Genomic DNA, 25,881 nt, shown 5'->3' with positions numbered 1-25,881 from the left:
GAACAGTTATGAAAACAAGAATACTTTATATATCGCTATTAACAGCCGCTACAATATTTACAGGAGCGTGCAAGAAGGACATTACAGAACGGAATGAAACGTTTCCGGCATTATCACCAGCAAACATTGATCTGAATGCCGATAGCTGGTCGCCAATACTTACTGCATCGTCCACGTTTACCGTGGCTACTCCTGACGCGATAACCACACCAAATTACATTGCTGATCTAAACGAGATTAAAAGCTATCAGAAAAACCTGACTGATGATCAGCGTGCAATTATAAAGTACTGGAGTGCAGGATCGGTATTGCGTTGGAACGAAATATTGCGTGAGCTGGTTGCGAAGCATAACTTGCCACCATACCAAAACGATGATGGTTCATACCCGTTCCCAAGTGCGGCTAACCCGTTAGCTTACCCGCTGTTTCCGTTCTCTAATCCGCCGTATGCTGCCCGTGCTTACGCCTATGTAAGTGCAGCGCAATACGACGCATTAGTACAGGCATGGAAATTCAAGAAGCAATTTAACCGTGCGGCGCCTTACAAAAACGATGTAAACGTACAGGCACTTGTTCCTAAGTCCGACCTGCCGTCTTACCCTAGCGAAGATGCTGTAGTTGCGGGTGTTACATCAAAGATGATGGAGTTGTTATTTCCGGGAGACCTGGATTATATTCGTCAGAAAGTGGCTGAGGAGAAGCTTTACCGTATAATGGCAGGAGCAAATACACGGTCAGACATAGACGCGGGAGAAAATTTGGGCAGGCAGGTTGCCGATGTTTTTCTGGCTCGCGCCAGGGGCGATAAAGCCGGCGCGGCAATTGGTACACAAGCCGACTGGACAAACTTTGAGACCGTAGCTAAAACAGCCGGTAATACGCCATGGATAAGCCTAGAAACGCCGCATCGTCCGCCGATGTTGCCGTTGTTCACTAAAGTAACACCGTTCCTGTTCTCAACAGCTACAGTTGCGGCAATACGCCCGCCGGCACCTTACAAAGAAGGCTCTCCTGAATACGAAAAGGACCTTAAGGAAGTAATGGCAATGAGCGAGGATAAAAGTCGGGAACACGAACGTGTTGTTGCTTTTTGGGCTGATGGAGTAGGTACCGCAACCCCTCCGGGGCATTGGAATACTATAGCCGCTGAAGAGTTTGTAAAGCATAACTACAGCGAAGTACGCTGGGCGCGTAACTTGGCATTATTGAATATGGCAGAAATGGACGCTGCTATAGTTTGCTGGGATGCGAAGTACTATTACTTCAATCCACGTCCTACACAGATGATTGCGGGTATAAAAACGCTTACAGGTATTCCAAACTTTCCGTCGTACACTTCCGGCCACTCTAATTTCAGTGGTGCTGCCGCAACGGTATTGGGCTATTTAGTGCCTGAACGTGCAAACGACTTTATGGCGATGGCTGAGGAGGCTGCAAAATCGAGACTATGGGGCGCTATACATTATCGTAATGACTGCGAGGTTGGCTTAAAAACCGGTATCAAAGTAGGCGAGTATGCTGTAGCACGCGGAAAAGCTGATGGCGCAAAATAGTATTGGAACATAGTCAGCGAGATTGAGCAAATGAAAACGGAAGTAATTGTACACTACGTATTGCGTGTAGCTATAGCCATGTGCTTTATTGGCCATGGGGTATTTGGTGTTATTACCAAAGAAATTTGGTGTAACTATTTCGCCGTATTTGGTATAGACAAAGCAACTGCATATATGCTTATGCCATGGGTAGGCAGTATAGATATACTGTTGGGCATTATAATGCTTTTTCACCCAAACAGGGCGGTTTGTTTTTGGCTGATTGGCTGGGGAGCAATTACCGCCTTTTTGAGGCCTATGTCTGGTGAGCCTTTTGCCGAGTTTATAGAACGTGCAGGAAACTTTGGAGCGCCTTTAGCGCTAATACTTCTTTCAGGAAATTTCAACCCTCGTAGCCAATTATTTACAAAGCTAGATCCCAATGCCCAGACCTCACCTGGTACTTTAGAAACTGTAAGCTATTGTTTAAAGGTTGTGGTTTTTATGTTGCTGATGGGCCACGGCTGGCTGAACCTCCTGGAAAAAAAAGGACTTCTTAATCAATATGCTTCACTTGGATTTGCTCATCCGGCTAAAGTCGCATTAATCGTTGGAGCTTTTGAACTGTCCGCGGCTTTTATCGTGCTCATTAAACCCGTGCGTTGGATGTTGCTTGTACTATTTGTCTGGAAGGCATCAACAGAACTTTTCTATCCTCACTACGAATTGTTTGAGTGGATAGAACGTGGCGGGAGTTACGGGTCAATACTAGCGCTTTGGTTTACACTTAAGCAAACGTCTGAGAAATTCAGTCCGACGCTTTTAACAATCTAATCAACAAAAGTTATTAATCAATTACACCGGCCAATCACCGGTACACAGTGGGTTCATACTCGCATTTACCTTTAATCTTAAATCATGAAACTTACATACAAATTAATTGCAGGTGCTGCTATTGCCTTATTTCTAAATAATACAAGCGCAAAAGCTCAGGGCTGCGTAGCTATACGGGGTACCGGTGGCCTTTGTACTATGGCCGATCACCCGGATAGCTTAGGTTCTGAAGGGGCATGGTTGTTTAACAGCAATAGCCGTTATTACCGCTCTTACAAGCACTTTGTTGGCAGAGAAGAGCAAAAACAACGTATAGAACTTGGCACAAACGTAATTAATCATACCTACGCTCAGGACCTTACCCTTACCCGCGTTTTCAATAACAGGTGGTCGGTGTCTTTAGATGTGCCTGTAATCTCTAACAGCCGTTCGTCTTTGTACGAGCATGGTGGTAAAGAACGCCGTACAACGCACTCTTTTGGAGTAGGTGATATTACCATTAAGGCTTTCGCCTGGTTGCTTGATCCGCATAAATCAACAAAGGCCAATATTCAAGTAGGTTTAGGTTTAAAACTGCCTACAGGCTCTTACACTTATACCGATTATTTCTACAACACAGGCGCAAATGGCGCTCGTACTTTAGGCCCTGTAGATCAATCAATTCAATTGGGTGACGGTGGTACAGGCATCACTGCAGATGTTAATGCATTTTACAACTTCTCACATAATTTCGGCCTGTACGGCACTTTTTATTACCTGATGAGTCCTCGTGAGGAAAACGGTGTTTCTTCTGCACGTGGCAGCGCGCCAAGCGCTAAGGCTGTGGCCAACGGCAGCGATATCATGAGCGTTCCAGACCAGCTAAGCGCAAGGGTTGGTGCAAATTACATGGCAGGTAAATGGAATTTTTCTGCTGGGGCACGGTACGAATGCCTTACCGCTAAGGATTTGGTAGGGGGTAGCAATGGTTTCCGCAGGCCTGGTTATATTATTTCTGCTGAACCCGGTATAACCTACCGCCTGCACAAGTTCTCGGTTTACACTTTTGTTCCTGTTGCGCTTGTGCGTAACCGTACACAGAGCGTACCGGATAAAATTACAACCCAGCTAACAGGAACATACACTCAGGGCGACGCTGCTTTTGCAGATTACGCCGTGAACATTGGTTTTTCGTTTAAATTATAGTGTCGGTTTATTTTTAATTAGGAGCCGGGCGTAACGCACCCGGCTTTTTTTATTGGTTTGAAATGACCAACCGAATTGCTGAGCACAGTCAAAATTGATATGTTTACGAAATGAATACTGCCGAACAAAACTTTGCAGCGCTTGGCCTTAATTTACCGCCTGCGCCTAAACCACTTGGTGTTTACAAACCATGCCTTATTGATGGCAAATATCTTTATTTATCAGGCCACGGCACTGTTCAGGACGATGGATCCCTTATAATAGGCCGTATTGGGGCCGATATGTCACCTGAAGAAGGCAAGCTTGCAGCAAGACAAGTAGGCCTTGCTATGCTGGCCACGATAAAAGCTAACATAGGCAGTCTGGATAAGGTAAAGCGTGTTATAAAAGTACTGGGGATGGTAAACTGCACACCCGACTTTGAAAAGCATCCGTTCATTATCAATGGCGCAAGCGAATTGTTTGCACAGGTATGGGGCGAAGAGAATGGAATAGGTGTACGCAGCGCTGTCGGTATGGGATCATTGCCAGATAATATTCCTGTTGAGATAGAGGCACTTTTTGAACTAGCAGAGTAACTATATGGCAAGCGAATGGTATACTATTGATAATGTGGCTGAACTGGATACCCCGGCTTTGGTGGTATACCCGGAACGTGTTCAATACAATATTGATCAATTAAAAGGCATGATAAGCGATGTGAGTAGGCTGCGCCCGCATATAAAGACACATAAAAGCCCGAATGTTACTGCCATGATGCTCAACGCGGGTATCAGTAAGTTTAAGTGTGCAACTATAGCAGAGGCAGAAATGCTTGGCATTTGCGGCGCTCTTGATGTTTTACTCGCTTATCAGCCAAACGGACCAAAGTTGGCGCGGTTTGTTAAACTTATGCAGACATATCCCTCAACCAGCTATTCATGTCTTGTTGATAACGCTGCAACTGCACAATCTATATCAACAGCGGCTTTAAACGCGGATATTAATGTCTCGGTATTCATTGATCTGAATGTTGGCATGAACCGCACCGGGATTGTACCGTGGCGCGCGTTTGACCTGTACCAGCTATTAGTAAACACCAGTGGTATAAAACTACTTGGCTTACATGCTTATGATGGTCACATACATGACGAGGAATTTGCCATACGTGAGCAGCGTTTTCATGAAGCGATTACGCCGGTACTGAAGTTGAAGAAAACCATTCTAGAGGCAGGATACGCTTCACCTATTATCATTGGTGGATCATCACCCACGTTGCCAATCGCCGTTCACATGGAAGATATTGAATGTAGTCCGGGCACGTTCGCGTATTGGGATAAGGGTTATGAAGGTGCTTTTACAGAGCAGTGTTTTCAAACTGCAGCACTTGTAGTAGGCAGGGTGCTTTCTTTGCCTGATGAAACAAAGATTTGTATAGACATCGGTCATAAATCTGTATCGGCTGAAAACGAATTGAGCAAGCGCATCTATTTTCTAAATGCACCCGAACTGTCGTTTGTAAGCCAAAGCGAAGAGCACCTTGTCGCTGAAGCCGGCAACGGGCACACCTACAAGGTTGGTGATGTACTATACGGATTACCTTATCACATCTGCCCTACAGTAGCTGTTTATGAACGGGCTTACACCATAGAAAACAGGCAAGTAACGGGGGAGTGGTTTAATACCGCCCGTGACAGAAAGATCAACATATAATATCAACCGTTTACATTGATGTAAATGGTTAAATAATAGCTCAGTATGTTTACCATAGATGCCCACCTGGATCTTAGTATGAATGCTTTGGAGTGGAACCGAGATCTTCGGCGACCTATTACCGAGATAAATGCCCGTGAAAAAGGCTTAACCGATAAGCCTGATCGCGGTTTGAGTACGGTATCCCTTCCGGAACTTCGCAAGGGTAATATCGGGTTAGTGGTAGCAACGCAAATAGGCCGCTATGTAGCGCCGGATAATAAGCTGCCCGGCTGGCATTCACCAGAACAGGCTTGGGCGCAAACGCAAGGGCAACTGTCATGGTATAAAGCCATGGAAGACGCAGGGGAGATGGTACAGGTGACCGATCTTACATCTTTGCAACAACATCTTGATCTTTGGCTAAACAATGATGCTGATAACGAAACAAAGCCAGTCGGTTATATCCTCAGCCTTGAAGGTGCAGACTCCATTGTAAACGTAAACTATCTTGAGCGTGCTTATAACTACGGCTTGCGTGCTTTAGGTCCGGCTCATTACGGACCGGGCAGATACGCTAACGGCACAGATGCTACCGGCGAAATGGGTAGTGATGGTTTAGCGTTGCTAAAAGAAATGGATCGACTCAACATCATTCTGGATGCCACTCATTTATGTGATGATGCCTTTTGGCAAGCGTTAGACAATTTCGGAGGCCATATTTGGGCCAGTCACAACAACTGCCGAGCTCTGGTTGACCACAACAGACAATTTAGTGATGAAATGATTAGAGCGCTTGTTGAGCGAGGTGCGGTGATTGGCGCAGCTTTAGACGCCTGGATGATGGTGCCTGGTTGGATAAGGGGTAAGTCCACACCACGAGGGATGAACTGCAGTTTGGAGGTAATGGTGGATCACATCGATCATATTTGCCAGATTGCCGGCAATACACTGCACGTGGGAATAGGAACCGATTTGGATGGTGCATTTGGAAAAGAGCAGTGCCCATACGACTTGGAAACTATTGCAGACCTCCGGAAAGTCCCACAGCTTTTAGAAAAGCGTGGGTATAGTGAAACGGATATTGAAAACATGATGCATGGTAATTGGCTGCGATTTTTGAAGAATGCCTGGAAGCAATAATTATGAGTAAAGAACAGGAACGCCTTCGGGAAGCAGGTTGGAAAAAATGGGGCCCATACGTTAGCGACCGGCAGTGGGGTACGGTACGTGAAGATTATAGCGCGAACGGAGATGCATGGGGCTATATAACACATGATATTGCTCGTAGCAAGGCTTACCGATGGGGAGAAGAAGGAATCGCCGGCATATGTGATGTTAATCAATATTTGTGCTTTGCCATAGCGCTTTGGAACAAGCGCGATCCTATCATTAAAGAACGGTACTTCGGACTTAGCAACAGTGAAGGCAACCATGGCGAGGATGTGAAAGAGCTTTACTATTATCTGGATAATACGCCGACACACAGCTACATGAAGATGCTGTATAAATATCCACAGCAGCCTTATCCATATGATCAGCTTACATCAGAAAACCGACGCAGGGGACGTAATGATCCAGAGTTTGAACTGCTTGATAGCGGTATCTTCAATAATAACGAATATTTTGATGTATTTGTAGAATATGCAAAAGCCGGCCAGGAAGACATTGCCGTAAAAATTACTATTCACAATAGAAGTAATGGCGAGGCACAATTAAACATCCTACCTACGCTTTGGTTCAGGAATACCTGGAGTTGGGGATATGATAATACAAAGCCTTCACTTTCGGCGTCAGTTGAAAATGAAATATCAATAACACACCGAGAACTTGGCGAGCTTTACCTGAAAGCAGATGGTAATGCGGAGATGCTGTTTTGTGACAATGAAACTAATCTAACACGCTTTACGGGTGCAGTAAAGGATGGTGCTTTTTACAAGGACGGTATAAACGATTATATCGTTAATAAAGCCGACACGGTAAACCTTGCTAAAACAGGGACAAAGGCGGCCGTGAACTACGACATCAGTATACCGGCACATGGAACGCATGTAATAAGGTTAAGGTTGTCTCCAAACAGCAACGCTTCCTTTGGCGATTTTGACGATGTTTTCGCTGCCAGGATAACCGAGGCTGATGATTTTTACAGCGGTTTGCTGGTCAAAAACAATGAGGACAAAGCTTTGATTCAGCGACAGGCATTTGCCGGTATGTTATGGAACAAGCAGTTCTATTATTATGATATTCACCAGTGGTTAAACGGGGACCCCGGAGAGCCGCAACCGCCATCGTCGCGGCTCACTGCGCGTAATAGCAAGTGGCCGCATTTTAACAACAGGGGGGATATCATCTCCATGCCCGACAAGTGGGAGTTCCCATGGTTTGCTGCGTGGGACCTTGCATTTCACTGCATCCCATTAGCCAGTTTAGATATGGACTTTGCCAAACGGCAGCTGCTCCTGCTTACCCGGGATTGGTATATGCACCCTAATGGCCAGCTACCGGCTTACGAATGGGACCTTGGCGATGCCAACCCGCCGGTGCATGCAATGGCTACATGGAAGATATATTCGCTTGACAAGGATAAAAACGAGGGCAAGGGCGATACGATCTTTCTCGAGAGGGTGTTCCACAAGCTCATGCTTAACTTTACCTGGTGGGTTAACCGCAAGGATGAAGCGGGTAACAACATATTCGAAGGTGGCTTCCTTGGTTTGGACAACATAGGAGTGTTTGATCGTAACACACGCTTCAGTAATGGTACGCACCTTGAGCAGGTGGACGGCACCAGTTGGATGGCCATGTATTCGCTAAACCTGCTGCAAATAGCTACAGAGCTGGCAGTTACCAACAAAGCCTACCGCGACATTGCCGGCAAGTTTTTTGAGCACTTTATATACATAGCTAATGCGATAGGGTCAGGAGGGGAGAACAACACCGGGCTGTGGGACGATGCCGATGGTTTCTTCTACGACCAGCTTAGAATGGCAGACGGCAGCATACAGAAAATGCGGGTGCGCAGTCTGGTAGGCTTAGTGCCGCTGTTTGCTGTACAGGTACTTATCGATAGCGCTATCACAGAAAACCCCATCTTCAAAGGGCGGATGGACTGGTTTACGGCCAACCGGCCCGACTTGGCCGCGCTTGTTTCCCGCTGGAATCAAACCCGTTCTAACGGGACACACTTGATAAGCCTGTTGCGTGGTTTCCGCATGAATACCTTGCTTAAGTATATGTTGGATGAAAACGAGTTCCTGAGCGAATACGGCATCCGGTCCCTATCCAAATACCACCTCCAGAACCCGTACAGCGTAAAGGTTGACGGCGTCGATTTCAGCATTAAGTACATCCCGGCGGAGAGTGACAGCGGCTTGTTTGGTGGCAACAGTAACTGGCGCGGCCCGGTTTGGATACCCATGAACTACCTCATCATCGAAAGCCTGAATATGTACCACGACTACTATGGAGAAGATTACAAGGTTGAATGCCCTACAGGGTCTGGTAATATGCTGACGCTAAAAGAGGTAGCTAACGAGATCTATCGCCGGATATCGAAGCTTTTCCTGAAGGATGAGAATGGCCGACGCGCCGTATTCGGCAATCACGAAAAGCAGCAGACCGATACAGAGTTTAAAGACCACATCCTATTTTACGAGTACTTTAATGGCGATACCGGACAAGGCCTGGGTGCTTCCCATCAAACCGGGTGGACAGGGCTCATTGCCAATTGCCTGTACCACTAATACCCTCGCGCACTGTATCACGGGAAGGTGTTACACCTGATACACTTTTTTCAAGGTGAATTTTGTTAAGGTATTCATCTAAAGTATATTACGTTTTTTAGATGTTACAACATGTTACAGTTTTCAAAACCATGTTACACTTTTTGGCGGCATGTTACAGTATAAACACGCCATTGGATGTGCAGTTCGAGACAAAGTTGCACCGTCTTTTTCCAGCTTATAATCTTACCTTTTGCAGTTTACCGGATGATCCAAAACCTGCAAAAACCGCATTTTTAAGCATCACATTTAAACCCTGGTGGGCCCATAAACTTCTATTGCTAAATAATACAAGTTTACACAGGTATTCCGGTCTAATAACGTCAATGCGTTTAAAAGACACAATAAAGTTTGTTTATTCAAATCAATGTTTTAGCTTTACTACAACCAATTAAAACTAAAGCATTTGAATATGAATACAAACAGACGTGGGTTCTTAAGAACTACAGGTACGCTGGCGCTTGGTGCCGTTGCCCTATCAGGTAAAGCAGCATCATTATTTGAGGGGATGGCACAGCACCCGGTAGGGATACAGCTGTTCACTTTTTTTAACACCATAGATGCCGATGTAAAAGGAACCCTCTCCAAAATATCTGCCGCAGGGTACAAGGAGATCGAATCCGCTTTCAGCAAAAAGGGCGGGTACTATGGCATGAAGCCGAAAGAGTTTAAAGCCATGGTAAATAGCGAGGGCTTAACCTGGAGATCGCATCACGTGCTTGGCGCTCCATTCAAGCTGCCTGCCGGTGCCAAATTGCCAAATGGCCCTGATGGTAAACCAATGGTAATACCGCCAATGCCAAACCTTACCGATAACATGCAGCAACTGGTTGACGAGGCTGCCGAAGGCGGAGTACAGTACCTGGTATGTGCCAACGCTCCAACCGGCACGCTGGACGAAGTAAAGTCTACCATCGCTATCCTTAACAAAACCGGCGAAGCGGCTAAAAAGGCGGGCATGCAGTTTTGCTACCACAACCACGATATGGAATTTAAGGCCATAGACGGCAAGGTACCTTACGACCTGATGCTTACCGAAACAGACGCGCAGAACGTTAAGATGGAGCTTGACCTGGCCTGGTCTATCAAAGCGGGTAAGGACCCGGTGCAAATGTTTAAAGAAAACCCCGGCCGTTTCCCGTTATGGCATGTTAAGGACTTAGACGCGGCACGTGAAAACATATTGCCGGTAGGCAGCGGTACTATCGACTTTAAACCCATCTTCGCGGCTGCAAAATCATCCGGTATGAAACATTTCTTTGTAGAGCACGATATGCCTAAAGATGCTTTTGCCAGCATGGTAAGCAGCATCGCTTTCATCAACAAAAACCTGAACGTATAAGATCGTTCTTGCTAATAGTAATAAAACTTATTGTAAGTACGCCTGTACAAACTCATCATTGCTTATGGCGCTTACAATAAGGTTTATCGCGTTTTTGCCTGCGTCATTGTCCGCATTAGCTGCAAAATCTTCCAGCGTGTCCAGGTAGCTTACCGCTTGCTCTTCGTCATCAAACAACATTATCACGTCGCCGTTCACTTCGGTGTCTGTACCGTTAAGCGGTTTTGGAATATCATTCCTGTCGAATATCGATCCATCTGCCTCAGCAGGTAAGCTTATCTTTAGCATGGTTACTTTTGTTTGGGTTTCGGTTTTTCGTCTACATAGCCGTCAAACCGTATCTGCTGTCTGTTGTTGCTGATAACGCTTAGATCAGCATTACCATTGCTGGCTACACTCAGTATCATTTGATTAACGGTACGTACATCAGTTGGTTTAAAATAAATTTTCCAACCACCTTTTTTATCGCTTTCCGTGCGGTAGTTAAACTTGGTAGAGGTGAATTTTATGCCGTTATCGTCTGCGTTGTTATATCCCGCGCCCGAATAAGCCACACCATAGTAGGGCAGGAATGACGTTACCGTATCCCTGTTTACGCGCAGATCATAATACGGATCGATATATTTCTGGCCGCCACCCATAGGGTACATAAACCGAGCGGTAAAAACAAAATCTTTCGCTTCTATCATTTGTTTTACAGCTGCTTCTTTCGCAGCCCGCTTTGCGGCTTTAGAACTTTGCGCCAGTGTTGTTTGCCAGCTCCCGGCAACAAATAGCGTTATGAATAAATACTTTATTAAAGCTTTCATTTTTAGTGTACTATTAAAATTTTCTGTTGTAGTTATTAGACTTAAATAACTACTTGATGGTTTAACGCAACGTGCATTTACGTTGCTGTTTGCTGATGTTTTCATGGCCTGTTTATCTCCTTTATTTTTAATCTCGCAACTATGATGTCGGCATCAGCAATTTTCCATAAACTGTAGCAAAAAATCCTCCAAAAACACAAAAGCCGCCCATTTAATAGGCGGCTTTCATAACAAATATTTAGAAGCTTATATGAGGCTAACGCTGCGGTTAACAAATTCGGTAAGTTCCGCACCGGTTAACAAGCCCTGCGACAGCAATGCCAGGTCAAAAGCTTGTTTTGCTAGCTGTGCCTGCGCATCGGTATTGTCGTTCTCCAGTATGCGGCTAATTAGTTTGTGATTGCCATTCACAATTACCTTGTAATTGTCTGGCATGCTGCCATAAAAGCTCATACCGCCGCCCATGGCTGCCATGTCTTTCATTCGGCGCATAAACTCGTCCATGGTAACGGTTACCGGCAACTCATCCGGGCTAAGGCTTTCCAGCTCCACTTTGTAGGCTGGCTTGTTAATGGCCTTATCAAATATCTCTTTTATTTTGGTCGATTGCTCTTCGGTTAATACATGCTCCGGCGCATCGTCCTTCTTTATCAGTTTATCTGCAACATCAGCATCCACGCGTTTAAGCGAGGTTTTCTCCAGCTTCTGCTCTAACTGACTTATGAAGTGCGTATCAATAGGAGAGTCCATCACCAATACATCATAGCCCTTTTTGTTGGCCGACTGGATGAAAGCGTCCTGCTTTTCGGCATTGTTGGTGTAAATGTACACCAGCTGCCCGTCCTTGTCGGTTTGGGTAGATTCTATCTTCTCTTTGTATTCCGGCAGGGTGAAGTTCTCCTTTTTGGTGTTGGTCACCAAAACAAAGTCTTTAGCCTTGTCATAGAATTTGTCTTCGCTGATCATGCCGTACTTTACAAACAGGCCAATATCGGTCCATTTGTCTTCATACGCTTTGCGGTCGTTCTTAAACAGCTCGGCAAGTTTATCAGCCACTTTTTTGGTGATGTAGCTGTTTATCTTTTTAACGTTGCTGTCGGCCTGCAGGAAGCTCCTGGAAACGTTCAACGGAATGTCTGGTGAGTCGATAACGCCATGCAGCAACATCAGGAACTCGGGCACAATATCCTTTACCTCGTCGGTAATGAATACCTGGCGCGAGAACAATTTGATCTTGTTCTTCTGGAACTCGAAATCGTTCTTCACCTTAGGGAAGTAAAGTACACCGGTAAGGTTAAAAGGATAATCTACATTTAGGTGGATCCAAAACAGGGGATCTTCGCTGAACGGATAAAGCTCTTTGTAGAACTTCAGGTAGTCCTCATCAGTAAGTTCATTTGGCGACTTTGTCCAGATCGGGGTAGTATCGTTAATAATGTTGTCAACCTCAAAAGATGTGTATTTGGTTTTGCCTTCTTCGTCAACACCGTCTTCTTCACTTTCGGTTTTTGTACCAAATTTGATAGGAACCGGCAGAAACTTGCAATACTTATCAAGTATCTCGCGTAGTTTATGTTCGCTCAGGAACTCTTCGCTTTCCGCATTAATGTGCAGGGTTATCTCGGTACCGCGCTCAGCCAGCGAGCCTTCGGTGATCTCAAACTCGGTGCTGCCGTCGCAGGTCCAGTGCGCAGGTTCGGCACCATCCTGGTAGCTCAGGGTTTCAATTTCAACTCGGTCGGCAACCATAAATGCAGAGTAGAAACCCAAACCAAAACGGCCGATGATCTCATTTGCATCCTTAGCTTCCTTAAATTTCTCCATAAACTCGGTAGCGCCGGAGAAAGCTATCTGGTTGATGTATTTCTTTATTTCATCCGCGGTCATACCAATACCGTTATCAGAAATGGTAATGGTCTTTTTGTCGGCATCAAATGCCACTTCAACACGCAGGTCGCCCAGTTCGCCATTGTACTGGCCAAGTGAGGCAAGGCGCTTTATCTTCTGTGTAGCATCTACCGCGTTGGATACCAGCTCGCGCAGAAATATCTCATTATCAGAATATAAGAATTTTTTAATGATAGGAAAAATGTTCTCAGTGTGTATCGAAATGGTGCCTTTTTCTTGCATTGTTATAGTAGTTTATAAGTTTTTGTGATCGTTCACAGGGCAATGAACAATGCCCGTTCCAAACAACAATGCGTTGACAAATTGGCAGAGGAGGTGTCTGAATCAGAATTTTCAGAATTTGAGAATGAACAGAACTGGGCTAAGCTTGTATGTGATTAGCAAATCTTATGGTTGAATTAAGCTTTGCATGCAAATAATTCTGTATTAAACGGAGTACTGTAAGAGAGATCTTATATCTAGTTTGTTAATTCTCATGCCTTCAGCTTCTTATCCTTAATATCGAAATAGCACTGATTGCAAACCACCTTAATATTTGCAAAAACAACCGCATTATCTGTCCATTCGCCCTCTTTAAGTCTAACCTTTTCACATTCGTCGCACCATGCTTGGCAATCGTTATCATCTTCAATTGAAGGGTCTGTTTCGAAAGCCTCGTTGAAACCAATGGATTTTTCATCAAGTAAATGCTGACAAACAAAAGCGGTACGGTCTGCTACATGACTGGCGCAGTCCACATATTTATCTTTCAATTCATTATACTCCTCCAGCGTAAGTTCGTTAGTGAAAATAAAGTAAACAAAAAGATGTTTGTGAGGGATGCGGTAAGAGCCTATAGCGTTTAATATATTAGCTGAAATCGCCGTCATTGCCCACCCGGTAAATTCATCTCCCTTATATAAACCGGATGTTAATTCTTCAAAATTATTTGTTGATCCGATTTGTCTTACTTTCTCAAGAGGCCTGGTAACGTGTTTTGGCGTACTCGTGTTGGCCCAACCCCAATTCCATGTGTCCGTTTTTGTAGAAAACGAACCAACATCAACATATTTGAAAAACAAATTTCTACCGTCGCTTGATTTAAAATGGAAAGCACCAATGCTGTGGTCATAAAACCATTCTTCATAAGTATCTATGTCATACAACTTCATAAATTCGGGCTGTAAAGACATTAGATCGTCCACACATTGGTCTTTAAACTCTTCGAAATTTTGGTGTTGTGAATGCATTTATAAACAATTTCTACAATCATAATAAAATCCGGCGTTCGAGCGCATAGACTGGCTGGATAGGCTTAGGTGCTCTCCAAACTAACAATTTGCAACATATAAAAACCTGTTAATTGGTACCTGCCGGAACTGCAGCCGTTTTCGCCGGGGCGGGAGCAGGCCTGTTCATCGCAAAGCGCTTGCAGATAAGGGCGAGTTGCTCATCATTTATTTTTGATGTGGCTTTCAGTATTCCGGCGAAGAAAGCCACCTCGCTGTCGCTCGCCGGGCAGCCAACGTTTTCACCATAGGTGTTTAATGACGCGCCGGCAGGCCTCACCTGGCTGTCGGCCAATACGGTTCCTTTCGGGTCAAGTACAACCCAGAAGGGCAAGCCTGCTTTATCACCTTTTAGTTTGGTCATAATCTCCATGGCACCCGGGTTTTCCAGGTTCTTTTTTGCCGGTTGTTCCTGTACATCAAGCGTTGCTATCACATAGTTATCATCTATGCTCTTTTTAACAGTTGGATCAGCCAACGATGCTTCCATCTTTTTGCACCATCCGCACCACGAGGCATGGAATATCAGCATCACTTTCTTGTTCTCTTTAGCGGCTTTGGTATAAGCTTCTTTTAAAACAGCTTCAGATGCAGGCATAGCTGCAGGTGTGGTCTGCGCGAAGCTGTTGGTTATGCCAGTGAAAATAATAGCGGTGAAAATGAACAAGGCTTTTTTCATGATGGTGATGTATTTGATACTGTAAGATAAGGATATTTATCAACTAAAAGCAGTTTGGTTACACAACAGCGAATGCTTTATTTTAGACACGCGGGAAAGAGCTTCGTAATATTTTCTTGCACCATCAATCTTCTATCGCCTCAATGCCAAGTTTCTTAAGCCGAGCAATATTTTGTTTCATTTCTGTTAGCTGTTCATGTGGATGCCCCTGCCAATCTGTTATTTCACCAACGATTAACAGCGGTTGCCGCGTGCGGTAAGATTTGGTTGGGTTCCCGGGAAATTTCTTGTCCGTAAGATTAGGATCATCCTCTATGCTCCCTGTTGGCTCCACTACATATATTCTTTCCGGTGCATCGCCCAAAGCTAATTCGGCTCCCCAAATAGCAGCATCCAGCGTAGCCGATAAGTACACATATAAAGCCTGTTTTTGCTTCCCGTAGTTAGACCTGAAGCCGGGCGAAATGAGATCACCTGGCTTCAGCTGCGCCTTTGTGCCGTGAAAAAATTGTTGCGTAGCCGGGTTGTTAACAGATTCAGGTGACTTGCTCATAGTGGTTTTTTGTTGATTTAAAATCAAAATTAAGCTACGTAAACCGTTAAAAACCTGAATTTTAACTATATTTTTTCAAGCACAATATGGTATTTGATTGGCCGTTCTCTTACAAAAAGGCAGTCATTTAGGTGTTGGTTCTGATTTTGGTTAGATATCTTGAGCTTAGATCAAATAGTTGCCTGTTTCAATTCCTGAGCGACACCTGCTTCGGCTTTTGGCGTAGCGGGGTTAAGCGTCAGGATAAATGCTGAGCCCTTACCCTCGGTAGACTGTACCTGTATATTGCCTTTATGCAGCAGCATAATTTGCTTGCAGAGGCTAAGGCCAATACCGCTGCCGGTTTTACGCGTACTGAAAAATGGGATAAAGATCTTGTCCAGCAACTCGGGCGGCATGCCCACGCCGTTATCAATCACTTTCACCACCAGTTTGTTATTTGCCATCTCGGCAGATAGGGTGATCTGCGGCTCAGGCCGGTCTTTCACCGCTTCAATGGCGTTCACCAGCAGGTTTATCATTACCTGGTCCAGCAGGTTGATGTCGGCTTCAATGGCAAGCGCCGGGTCGCGCAGGATAATGTCCAGCTCGATGTTCTTCTTTTCCAGCGTTGGCGTCATCAGGCTGTTCAGGTTCTCGAACATATCGCGCACCAGCATCTTATCCAGGTCAAGTTTCGTGATCTTGTTGAGGCTGCGGTAACTCTCGGTAAATTTGAGCAGGCCTTCGCTGCGGCGTTTAATGGTGTCTACGCCAAGCTCGATATCCTCCAGGTCCACATTGTGCAGGTTTTCGGTGATGTCTGGGCTTTTCAGGCGGTTCTTAAGGGTATCCGCAAGAGATGATATCGGCGCAACAGAGTTCATGATCTCGTGCGTCATTACGTTCAGCAGTTTCGACCATGCTTTTGATTCCGTTTCGTCCAGCGCCTCGCTTACGTTTTGAAAAGCAACCAGCTTGTACATCTTGCCATCACTGCGCATAATACTGGCGCTTACCAGCATTTTTACCTGTTGCTGGTTGCGTGTGATGGCCATAACCTTTGCTTCACCGGGCTTCAGCTGCATCAGGTCAGCATATAGCAAAGGTTCGCGTTTTTCGAGGGAGTGAATGGTTTTCAGATACGGTACACCAATAAGGTTTTTGAAGGCCTCGTTTATCCAACCGGTTTCGCCGGTCTCCAATTCAAAGGAGAGCAGGCCGGTATCTACCAGTTCCAGTATCTTTTGCAGGTAGTGGTATTGGGTTTCACGTTCACGGCTGATGAGCTTAAAAGTGCTGTTGATCTCGTTGAACCCCTTACGCAGCGGCTTCAATTCATTTGGCGCGCGGCGTACATCAAAATGCCGGCTGAAGTCGCGATAGTGGATAGATTCGACAAACTGGTCTACCTCGTCCATGGCCTTCCGCTGAAACCGGATAAGGTCCAGCACGGAGTAAATCACCAGCGGAACGGTAATAACACCATACATATAACGCTCCTCTACCACTACAATAGATGTGGCAGTAATAGCAATAAACAGCAGGAAAATACGCAGCAGCAGCCGCCATTCGTAACGGTTAAATGTCATACTTGCTCAGGCGGCGGTAAAGTGCCGTACGTGTTAAACCAAGTTCTTTAGCGGCACGGGTGATGTTGCCGTTATGTTTTTCTATCACGCGAAGGATAGCGTTCTTTTCCATAGCGCTCAGCGGGATGTTGCTGTCGTTTTCCGTAGTTTGCTCTCCGGGTGCTTCCAGTATAGAGAAGATAAGATCATCGGCACGGAGTACATGATCGTCGGCCATAATCACAGCACGTTCTATGGTGTACTGCAGTTCCCGTACGTTACCGGGGAAATTGTATGATTTTAGCTTTTGTACCGCAGTATTATCAAAGTCCATGCTTGGCTTTAAGTATTTACCTGCGTACATCTTTGCGAAGTGCCTTGCCAATAACACTATGTCTTCGGCCCGGCGGCGCAATGGCGGCATGTTTATCTCTACCGTGTTTATACGATAGATCAAATCCTTACGGAAACGGTTCTCGTTGGCCAGTTCACTCAGCGGAACGTTGGTTGCGCATATCAGGCGTATGTCTACATCTACCGCCTTGTTGGTGCCTAAACGGGTTACCTGACGGTTCTGTAGTATGGTGAGCAGTTTGGCCTGCTGCTGCAGGCTGATGTTGCCAATTTCATCCAGGAACAGGGTGCCGCCGTGCGCTTCTTCAAAGCGACCCATACGGTCTTCACGGGCATCGGTATACGCACCTTTTTTATGACCGAACAGTTCGCTTTCGAATAGGCTGTCGGTAAGAGCGCCTACGTCCACCTTTACAAATGGTTTATCTGCCCTTAATGATCGTTCATGTATAGCCTTTGCCATCAGGTCCTTACCAGTACCGTTCTCGCCTAGTATCAAAATGTTGGCATCGGTAGGAGCAATCTTATTTACTTTGTGGAAGATATCCTCCATTACCTCAGATTCGCCAAGGATATTGGTTTGCCCCGCACCACCTTTTGCCGAAGGCTTGGTGCTTTTGCTGTTGCCTTCTTTTTTGTCGAGGAGGTCTTTAATGGTTTCTATCAGTTTCTCGTTGTGCCACGGCTTTACCACAAAGTCGTTAGCACCTTCTTTAAGGGAACGCACTGCCAGGTCAATATCGCCGTAAGCGGTTATCATGATCACGCAGACGTTCGGCTTCCATTCTTTTATTTTGCGCAGCCAGTAAATGCCCTCGTTGCCGGTGTTAATGGCACTATTAAAGTTCATGTCCAGCAATACCAAATCCACCTGATTACGTTGCAGCAGCCAGTTCAGGTTTTCAGGATTTTTTTCGGTAATTATTTCCTGTGTTTCCGGTTTCAGCAATAACTTAACAGCCGTTAACACATCCGGATCGTCATCAACAATTAAAACGGTAGCTTTCTTTAATATCATCTGGTGTAATGGGTCGTGGTTTAGTGTATGAAAATACCCTGCAATTTAATATTTGATCGCTAAATATCATACCATTTATGTTATAATAGCTATGTGTTTGATTATCAGTTGTACATCATAAATAGCCTTATCCGCACACGTTTTTACCATTGTATCAATACCGAACACATGATGTAACAATAGCGTACGGTGAAAATACGATAATATGGTTTAATTAACTGAAATACAGTTGTTTAATTTGTGGCATGTGATTTTGTATAGGTATACCAAACATAGATAAATACAGTGGACAGAGTTATACAAAAAAAGAAATGGAGTAATAAGCGCCTGATGACCATAGCAGGTGTAGCAGGAGTGGTATTACTGGTTGCCGGCAGCGTGATGTTCACCTCCGGAAAAAGCAAGCTGAACGTTGACCTGGAGCGCATTACTATTAGTGAGATAAAGAAAGGCGACTTCCAGGAGAATATACCGGTTAATGGTGTAGTAATGCCACTAACCACTATTTACCTTGATGCTGTTGAAGGCGGCCGTGTTGAAGAAAAGTATGTTGAAGACGGCGCCAACCTGAAAAAAGGTGATCCGATCATAAAGCTGGCAAACACCGATCTTGAACTGAACCTGGCTAACCAGGAAACAGCAGTTTACGCGGCACAAACACAAATGCAAATATCACACAACGCTGCACAGCAAAATACAGTTACCAAGCTGAATCAAATGGCCGACGTAGATAACGCTTATAAAGAAGCCGAACGCGTGTACATGCTGGACAAGAAACTACTTGACCAGAAAGCCATAGGCCTGCAGGAATTTAAGGCTGCCGAAAACAACTACAATTACCAGGTTAGGCGTAAAAAGCTTACCACCCAAATATTAAAACAAGATACCAGTCTTACTAAGCAGGAGGGTGTGCAGGCCCGTGAGCAATACGCGCACATGAAGAGCACACTGGAGTTAATGCGCAAAAAAGTAGCCGACCTTACCGTGCGTGCACCTATAGACGGGCAATTAACATCAATGGATGCCGAGGTTGGCCAAAACAAAAATAAAGGCGAGCACCTGGGACAGATTGACGCGCAAAGCGGCTTTAAGGTAAGGGTGGATGTAGAAGAGCATTACTTATCGCGCATTTACACAGGCCTTAAAGGCGATTTTCAATTTGCAGATAAAACTTACAACCTGGTTATTAAAAAGGTGTATACGCAGGTTACTAACGGCCGTTTCCAGGTAGATATGCAGTTTGTTGGCCAAGTGCCAAAGGGCATACGTAAAGGGCAAACCTTACAGATTAGACTGGCGCTGAGCGACCCAACAAAAGCATTGCTATTACCAAAAGGTGGCTTTTACCAGCAAACCGGTGGCAACTGGATATTCAAAGTAAGTGAAGATGGTAAAACAGCTTATAGGGTAGATATACAGATAAACCGCCAAAGCCCCGACTATTACGAGCTGACAAACGGTTTGCAGCCCGGCGACAAGGTTATAACATCCAGCTACGAGAACTACGGTGACATACAGGAACTGGTGCTGAAGAAGTAGCCCCCTAACTCCCTGAACGGAAACAGGAAATGGGCACAGTAAATAGATAGTTTAAACATTAAAATATACAAATCACAATTAAATCAAAACAAAGCTCCTAAGCCGAAAGGCTGGGAGCTTTAAAGGAGGCCAAATGATAAAAATTACTAATCTTGAGAAGTTCTACCGTACCGAAGAGGTAGAGACCATTGCGTTAAACAAATTGTCGATGGAAGTTAACACCGGGGAGTTTGTTGCTATAATGGGCCCTTCGGGTTGCGGCAAATCAACCCTGCTGAACATTTTAGGCATGCTTGATGATCCGGATGCCGGCAGCTACGTTTTTAACGGAACTGAGATAGCCCACTTTAACGAGCGCAAACGCGCCGACCTGCGCAAGCACAATATTGGATTCGTATTCCAGAGCTTTAACCTTATAGACGAGCTTACCGTATTTGAGAACGTTGAGCTCCCACTGATATACACCGGCGTAAGCAGTGCCGACCGCGTAAAAAGGGTAGAAGAAGTTCTGGACAAGATGCAGATCATGCACCGCCGCAACCACTACCCGCAGCAATTATCAGGCGGTCAGCAACAGCGTGTTGCAATTGCCCGTGCCGTTGTAAACAAGCCAAAACTAATACTTGCGGATGAGCCTACCGGTAACCTGGATAGCAGCAATGGTAATGATGTAATGGAACTGCTAACCGACCTTAACGAACAGGGCACAACCATTATAATGGTAACCCACTCTGAGCACGACGCCCGTTACAGCCACCGCATTATAAGGCTGTTAGACGGCCAAACCGTAATGGAGAACATTATGGTGTAAGTATATACAATACAAAGACCTTCAGTTAATATATAGTTTAATGTGTGCCTCCAGCTATACCTGCCGTCAACCTAATTGGCGGCAGGGTTGGCTTGGAATGTGCTTTTTTTTGAAAGTTGATTGGTGATTTATACGAGCTGAAAAGTTAATAAGTCACTGATAGCAAGATAGTTATTAGCGTAATTATGTATCGGAACAATTCAGTTAATTAAAAAATGTTCAAAAACTACCTTAAGATCGGCTTTCGTAATCTGATCAAGAACAAGACTTTTTCTTTGATCAACATCACCGGTTTAGCGGTGGGTATGGCCAGCGCCGTGTTGATATTGCTGTGGATACAGAATGAGGTAAGCTTTGATCGTTTTCATGACAAAGCCGACCGCATATACGAGGTTTACAACCGGTCGGCGTTTGGCGGCAGGATAGATACCTGGGCGTTGACCTCTAAACCTCTTGCAGACGAACTGCGTGCCCAACACCCAGAGATAGAACAAAGCGCCCGAACGTACGACGCCAACTTTTTGCTTAGCTCGGGCGAAAAGCACCTTAACGTACACGGTAACTTTACCGACAACGGCTTCCTTAACATCTTTACGTTTCCGGCATTGTATGGCAACAGCAATAACGCGTTGACAGAACCGCACACCATTGTTATCACCCGCAAACTTGCCTTAAAGCTCTTTGGTAAAGAGAATGCAATAGGTCAAGAAGTAAGGATTGATAGTGTGGACCGCTTTAAGGTTACCGCAGTACTGAAAGATCTTCCAAATAATACCAAGTTTAGCTTTGAGTATCTATTGCCATGGGGTTACCTGAAACAGATAAATAAGGATGATAACAACTGGGGCAACAATTCGTGCTTTACATATGTGCTCCTTAAACCGGGCGTTTCGCTGCAGGCAGCTAATGCTAAAATTAAAAACATTGTAAACCCTCACATAGAAAGAAAGGATACCGAAACCTTCCTTTACCCGGCATCGCAGTGGCACTTGTATGCCAAGTTTGAGAACGGCGTACCGAGCGGCGGCAACATTGATTCTGTAAGGCTTTTTGGTGTAATAGCTGGCTTCCTACTGCTCATTGCATGCATTAATTTCATGAACCTGAGTACCGCCCGCAGTGAGAAACGGGCTAAAGAGGTTGGCATTCGCAAGGTGTCCGGCGCATTAAAGGGTTCACTCGTGCTGCAGTTCTTGATAGAGTCAGTACTCATTTCTGCAGGAGCGGGTATCATTGCGCTTTGTATAGTAAACTACAGCTTTCCGGCATTTAACATACTAACCAATAAACAACTGTTTATACCATACAGCGCACCAGCGTTTTGGTTCGCCTGCACGGCGTTCGTTGTTTTTACCGGCGTTTTGGCCGGTAGCTATCCCGCGTTCTTCCTCTCATCTTTTAAAGCAGTCAGCGTTTTGAAGGGCTCAATTAAGTCGGCCAACGCTTTGATTACGCCACGCAAGGCGCTGGTTGTGGTCCAGTTTACCTTCGCTATTGTAATGGTTATTTGCACCATTATAGTGCAACGACAGATAAATTTTGCGCAAAGCCGCAATTTGGGCTACAACAACAGCAATCTGGTGTATACCAGCATGACCGGTACAGCCGACAAAAACTACGGGCCGATAAAAACCGAGTTGATTAGCAGCGGCGCAGCCACAGCTGTTACAAAAACCAGCGCGCCTATGACGCAAAGCTGGAGCAGCACCAACGATTATACCTGGCAGGGTAAAGACCCATCGGCCAAGCTGGAAGTGCGCATGTTTAACACCGAAGGCGACTTTACCAAAACCATGGGGCTGAAGATAGCAGAAGGCAGGGATATTGATGTAAGTAGGTACCCGTCAGACTCAACAGCCGCGCTTATCAACGAAACGGCAGTTAAAGCAATGGGCTTTAAGGATGCTGTTGGTCAAAACATCACCCTGCCAGATCCTGCTAAGCCGCAAGTATGGCATGTAGTAGGTGTGGTGAAAGATTTTATAATGGAATCACCGTATGAGCCCATACAGCCAATGGTTATACAGGGGCCAAAGGGATGGTTCAATGTTATCAACTTTAAACTAAACCCAGGCATCAGTACAGCCGAAGCAATGAAAAAGGCTGAAGCTGTGTTTAAGAAATACAATCCCGACTATCCATTTGAGTACTACTTTACAGACGCGGAATACAAAGACAAATTCTTCAACGAGCAGCGTACCCGCACACTGGCCGGTTTGTTCTCTTCACTCACCATCATTATTTCGTGCATGGGGTTATTTGGCCTCTCTGCATACATGGCCGAAAGCCGCATCAAGGAGATTGGTGTACGAAAGGTGCTCGGCGCGTCATCGGCCAGTATAGCTGCGCTGTTATCAAAAGACTTCCTAAAGCTTGTAATTATTTCTATAGCAATTGCCTCGCCTCTTGCGTGGTATGGCATGAGCAGGTGGTTGCAAGGGTATACCTATAAAATAGCCATAAGCTGGTGGGTATTTGTGCTGGCGGGAGCCGCATCCATCTTGATAGCGGTAATAACAGTAAGCTTCCAGTCGGTAAAAGCCGCCTTGAGCAATCCTGTGAAGAGTTTAAGGAGTGAGTAGTAAATATAAGTTAGGTTAACGCCATCGCAGTAAAATGCATTGGCTCGAATATTAAGATCATGTTCAAAAACTTTATAAAAACGATGTTCCGCAGCCTTACTAAAAATAAGGCATATAGCTTCCTGAATATTTTCGGACTTGCAGTGGGTATAGCCTGCGCGGCACTCATTTTCTTATGGGTAGAGGATGAACTCAACTTTGATGCGGTACATACCAAAAAGGACAACATTTACCTGGTTCGGGAGAACCAAAAGTACGACACCTACGTGTTTACCCACTCGTCGACACCGGCGCTTCTTGGGCCAGCTATCAAGCAGGAAATCTCAGGTATAGCTAATACCTGCCGCAGCAGCGACGATGCTGTTACGCTTTTATTTGCTAAAGGAGCTAACTCGGTTTTTGCAAGCGGCAAGTATGTCGAGCCTTCTTTCTTTAACATTTTTAGTCTGCGCTTTTTACAGGGTAACGCGGCCAACGCGTTTAGGCAGCTGCGGTCGGTAGTAGTCACGCAAAGTACCGCGAAGAAATTTTTTGGCAATGTTACCGATGTCGTGGGCAAAACCGTTCGGGTAGACAACAAGCAGGACTACATTGTGTCCGGCGTTGTGAAAGACCTTCCTGAGAATACCACTGTGAAATTTGAATGGCTGATGCCTTTTCAGATCTATTTTGACGAACGACCATGGCTTAACAAGTGGGGCAATAACTCTATCAGCACTTTTGTAGAATTAAATCCCGGTACCGATGTTACTAAAGTAAATAAGCAACTATACAACTTTGTACACCAGCGTGAACCCAGGAGCTTAGGCAAATTATTTCTGTTTGCCATGAACGACTGGCACCTTTATGATAGCTTTAAGGATGGCATAAGAACCGGCGGCGGGCAGATAGAATATGTGCGCTTGTTTACGGTAATAGCGTGGATCATCCTATTTATAGCGTGTATAAACTTCATGAACCTGGCAACCGCACGCAGCCAAAAGCGTGCACGCGAGGTTGGCGTACGAAAGGTGCTGGGTGCAGGCAAAAATATGCTGGCCATTCAGTTCATTGGCGAGGCCATATTTATGTCTGCTGTGGCGGCTGTGCTGGCGCTTGTAATCATAAGCTTTGCCTTGCCTGCCTTTAACATACTTGTACAAAAGCAATTGGCTTTAGGTCTCGCCAACCCGTTGCATATTACAGCGCTTTTGCTGCTTACTTTGGCATCCGGACTTATAGCGGGCAGTTATCCGTCATTATACCTTTCATCATTTAACCCCGTTGCTGTATTAAAAGGTATTAAGCTTAAAGATAGTGGCGCGGCTTATATCCGCAAGGGGCTGGTGGTACTGCAATTCACCGCGTCTGTTGTACTCATTATTAGTACGGTTATCGTTTATCAGCAGATACAGCATGTAAAAAGCCGTAATCTCGGCTTTAATAAGGACAGGTTGTTGGAAGTTGATTTGCAGGGAGACCTAGGCAGGAATTTTGAACCTGTAAAACAAGAACTGCTTAACAGCGGCAATGTGCAAAACGTTGCCCTGTCGGATCATTCTATTATATACGGTGGTAACAATACATCAAGCCTCACGTGGGACGGTAAACCCGCCGGTTCGCAGGTGCTCATATCTACACGGTACGTTGATAACGACTTTTTAGATGCAGCTGATCTTAAGCTTCAGGAGGGCAGGAGCCTCACTATGGCGGATACCGGCTTTAAGCACCTGAATGTGGTGATCACAAAAAGCCTTGCCAACCTGATGGGCAAAGGCAGCGCTTTGGGTAAACGCTTACATGGTGATGGCGACACTACAAGCGCAACGGTAGTAGGAGTAGTGAACGACTATGTTTACGGCAACATGTACGGAACGCCCGATCCTGTCATATTTATCGCGGCAGGTACTGCGCACACCACCATGATGTACGTACGCATTAAAGGCGGTAAAAGCATAGAGGCAACATTATCCGGATTGCAAGGCGTATTAAAAAAATACAACCCTGCATACCCTTTCAATTACCGCTTTGTGGATGATCAGTTTGCCCAGATGTTCTCGTCAGAGATGCTGGTAAGCAGGCTTTCGCAGGTATTTGCTTCGCTCGCAATCATTATTTCGTGCCTGGGGCTATTTGGCCTGGCAGCTTACACCGCCGAACGCAGGGTAAAAGAGATTGGTATCCGTAAGGTTTTAGGCGCAAGTGTCTCCAGTGTCACCGGGCTGCTTTCAAAAGATTTCCTGAAGCTGGTAATGGTGTCGTGCCTTATGGCTTTCCCAATAGCTTATTACCTGATGCAGAACTGGCTTAAAGCATACCAGTACCGCATAGAAATACAGCTGTGGGTGTTTGCTGCGGCGGGAGCGGCTGCCGTAATTATCGCTGTTTTAACCATAAGCTTTCAATCTGTTAAAGCCGCTTTGGCCAACCCGGTAAAGAGTTTAAGAAGCGAGTAATAAGATAGTAATAACCTGTAAAGTCAAAG

The 25,881-nt window shown here is 45.4% G+C and carries 20 protein-coding genes; 12 read left to right on the top strand and 8 right to left on the bottom strand.

Annotated features, from left to right (window positions below; all coding sequences use genetic code 11):
- Positions 1–8: 8 nt before the first annotated feature.
- The 8 genes from AC59GT_RS09635 to AC59GT_RS09600 all read left to right on the top strand — a co-directional run bounded on the left by AC59GT_RS09635 (position 9) and on the right by AC59GT_RS09600 (position 10,346).
- Positions 9–1,553 (top strand): vanadium-dependent haloperoxidase, encoded by a 1,545-nt coding sequence (locus AC59GT_RS09635; protein ID WP_497237444.1) that lies wholly within the window; start codon positions 9–11, stop codon positions 1,551–1,553.
- 30 nt (positions 1,554–1,583) lie between these two features.
- Complete coding sequence (locus AC59GT_RS09630) at positions 1,584–2,366, top strand: hypothetical protein (RefSeq protein ID WP_497237443.1); 783 nt, start codon at positions 1,584–1,586, stop codon at positions 2,364–2,366.
- A gap of 84 nt (positions 2,367–2,450) precedes the next feature.
- Positions 2,451–3,551: a hypothetical protein gene (locus AC59GT_RS09625; protein ID WP_497237442.1), complete on the top strand. Its 1,101-nt coding sequence runs from the start codon at positions 2,451–2,453 to the stop codon at positions 3,549–3,551.
- A 110-nt stretch (positions 3,552–3,661) separates the two neighbouring features.
- Positions 3,662–4,129, top strand: coding sequence for a RidA family protein (locus tag AC59GT_RS09620; RefSeq protein ID WP_497237441.1), 468 nt, complete (start codon positions 3,662–3,664; stop codon positions 4,127–4,129).
- A 4-nt stretch (positions 4,130–4,133) separates the two neighbouring features.
- Positions 4,134–5,243, top strand: a complete 1,110-nt coding sequence (locus AC59GT_RS09615) for a D-TA family PLP-dependent enzyme (protein ID WP_497237440.1) — start codon at positions 4,134–4,136, stop codon at positions 5,241–5,243.
- Between the two features lie 45 nt (positions 5,244–5,288).
- A complete protein-coding gene (locus AC59GT_RS09610; protein ID WP_497237439.1) occupies positions 5,289–6,365 on the top strand; it encodes a dipeptidase in 1,077 nt (358 codons plus the stop codon).
- Positions 6,366–6,367: 2 nt separating this feature from the next.
- Positions 6,368–8,965 (top strand): MGH1-like glycoside hydrolase domain-containing protein, encoded by a 2,598-nt coding sequence (locus tag AC59GT_RS09605; RefSeq protein WP_497237438.1) that lies wholly within the window; start codon positions 6,368–6,370, stop codon positions 8,963–8,965.
- A gap of 451 nt (positions 8,966–9,416) precedes the next feature.
- Positions 9,417–10,346, top strand: coding sequence for a sugar phosphate isomerase/epimerase family protein (locus AC59GT_RS09600; protein WP_497237437.1), 930 nt, complete (start codon positions 9,417–9,419; stop codon positions 10,344–10,346).
- 27 nt (positions 10,347–10,373) lie between these two features.
- Here AC59GT_RS09600 and AC59GT_RS09595 read toward each other — a convergent pair whose 3' ends face one another.
- The 8 genes from AC59GT_RS09595 to AC59GT_RS09560 all read right to left on the bottom strand — a co-directional run bounded on the left by AC59GT_RS09595 (position 10,374) and on the right by AC59GT_RS09560 (position 18,485).
- Positions 10,374–10,634 (bottom strand): hypothetical protein, encoded by a 261-nt coding sequence (locus AC59GT_RS09595; RefSeq protein WP_497237436.1) that lies wholly within the window; start codon positions 10,632–10,634, stop codon positions 10,374–10,376.
- A 2-nt stretch (positions 10,635–10,636) separates the two neighbouring features.
- Entirely contained in the window at positions 10,637–11,155 is a 519-nt protein-coding gene (locus tag AC59GT_RS09590; protein ID WP_497237435.1) for a DUF4251 domain-containing protein, read from the bottom strand.
- A 246-nt stretch (positions 11,156–11,401) separates the two neighbouring features.
- Positions 11,402–13,285 (bottom strand): molecular chaperone HtpG, encoded by a 1,884-nt coding sequence (gene htpG, locus AC59GT_RS09585; RefSeq protein ID WP_117381354.1) that lies wholly within the window; start codon positions 13,283–13,285, stop codon positions 11,402–11,404.
- A gap of 251 nt (positions 13,286–13,536) precedes the next feature.
- The gene (locus AC59GT_RS09580; protein ID WP_497237434.1) at positions 13,537–14,292 is read right to left on the bottom strand and encodes a DUF6882 domain-containing protein; all 756 of its coding nucleotides are present in this window, start codon (positions 14,290–14,292) and stop codon (positions 13,537–13,539) included.
- Between the two features lie 109 nt (positions 14,293–14,401).
- The gene (locus tag AC59GT_RS09575; RefSeq protein WP_497237433.1) at positions 14,402–15,010 is read right to left on the bottom strand and encodes a thioredoxin family protein; all 609 of its coding nucleotides are present in this window, start codon (positions 15,008–15,010) and stop codon (positions 14,402–14,404) included.
- A 124-nt stretch (positions 15,011–15,134) separates the two neighbouring features.
- Complete coding sequence (gene arr, locus AC59GT_RS09570; protein ID WP_497237432.1) at positions 15,135–15,563, bottom strand: NAD(+)--rifampin ADP-ribosyltransferase; 429 nt, start codon at positions 15,561–15,563, stop codon at positions 15,135–15,137.
- A gap of 170 nt (positions 15,564–15,733) precedes the next feature.
- Positions 15,734–17,134, bottom strand: a complete 1,401-nt coding sequence (locus AC59GT_RS09565; RefSeq protein WP_497237431.1) for a sensor histidine kinase — start codon at positions 17,132–17,134, stop codon at positions 15,734–15,736.
- On the bottom strand, positions 17,124–18,485 hold the full coding sequence (locus AC59GT_RS09560; RefSeq protein WP_497237430.1) for a sigma-54-dependent transcriptional regulator: 1,362 nt from the start codon (positions 18,483–18,485) through the stop codon (positions 17,124–17,126). The genes AC59GT_RS09565 and AC59GT_RS09560 overlap by 11 nt, the downstream gene beginning before the upstream one ends.
- 285 nt (positions 18,486–18,770) lie before the next feature.
- Here AC59GT_RS09560 and AC59GT_RS09555 point away from each other — a divergent pair, with 285 nt between their 5' ends.
- The 4 genes from AC59GT_RS09555 (at position 18,771) to AC59GT_RS09540 (ending at position 25,852) form a co-directional block, all read left to right on the top strand.
- Positions 18,771–20,024: an efflux RND transporter periplasmic adaptor subunit gene (locus AC59GT_RS09555; RefSeq protein ID WP_497237429.1), complete on the top strand. Its 1,254-nt coding sequence runs from the start codon at positions 18,771–18,773 to the stop codon at positions 20,022–20,024.
- Positions 20,025–20,157: 133 nt separating this feature from the next.
- Positions 20,158–20,835 carry an ABC transporter ATP-binding protein gene (locus AC59GT_RS09550; RefSeq protein ID WP_117381361.1) on the top strand — a complete coding sequence of 226 codons (678 nt, stop codon included), beginning with the start codon at positions 20,158–20,160 and terminating at the stop codon, positions 20,833–20,835.
- 215 nt (positions 20,836–21,050) lie between these two features.
- Positions 21,051–23,417: an ABC transporter permease gene (locus AC59GT_RS09545; RefSeq protein ID WP_497237428.1), complete on the top strand. Its 2,367-nt coding sequence runs from the start codon at positions 21,051–21,053 to the stop codon at positions 23,415–23,417.
- A 59-nt stretch (positions 23,418–23,476) separates the two neighbouring features.
- Entirely contained in the window at positions 23,477–25,852 is a 2,376-nt protein-coding gene (locus AC59GT_RS09540) for an ABC transporter permease (RefSeq protein WP_497237427.1), read from the top strand.
- Positions 25,853–25,881: the final 29 nt, after the last annotated feature.

Source organism: Mucilaginibacter sp. 320_HR (assembly GCF_059691875.1).
The sequence above is the reverse complement of the archived record's forward strand: the minus strand, read 5'-3'. Positions and strand labels throughout refer to the sequence as shown.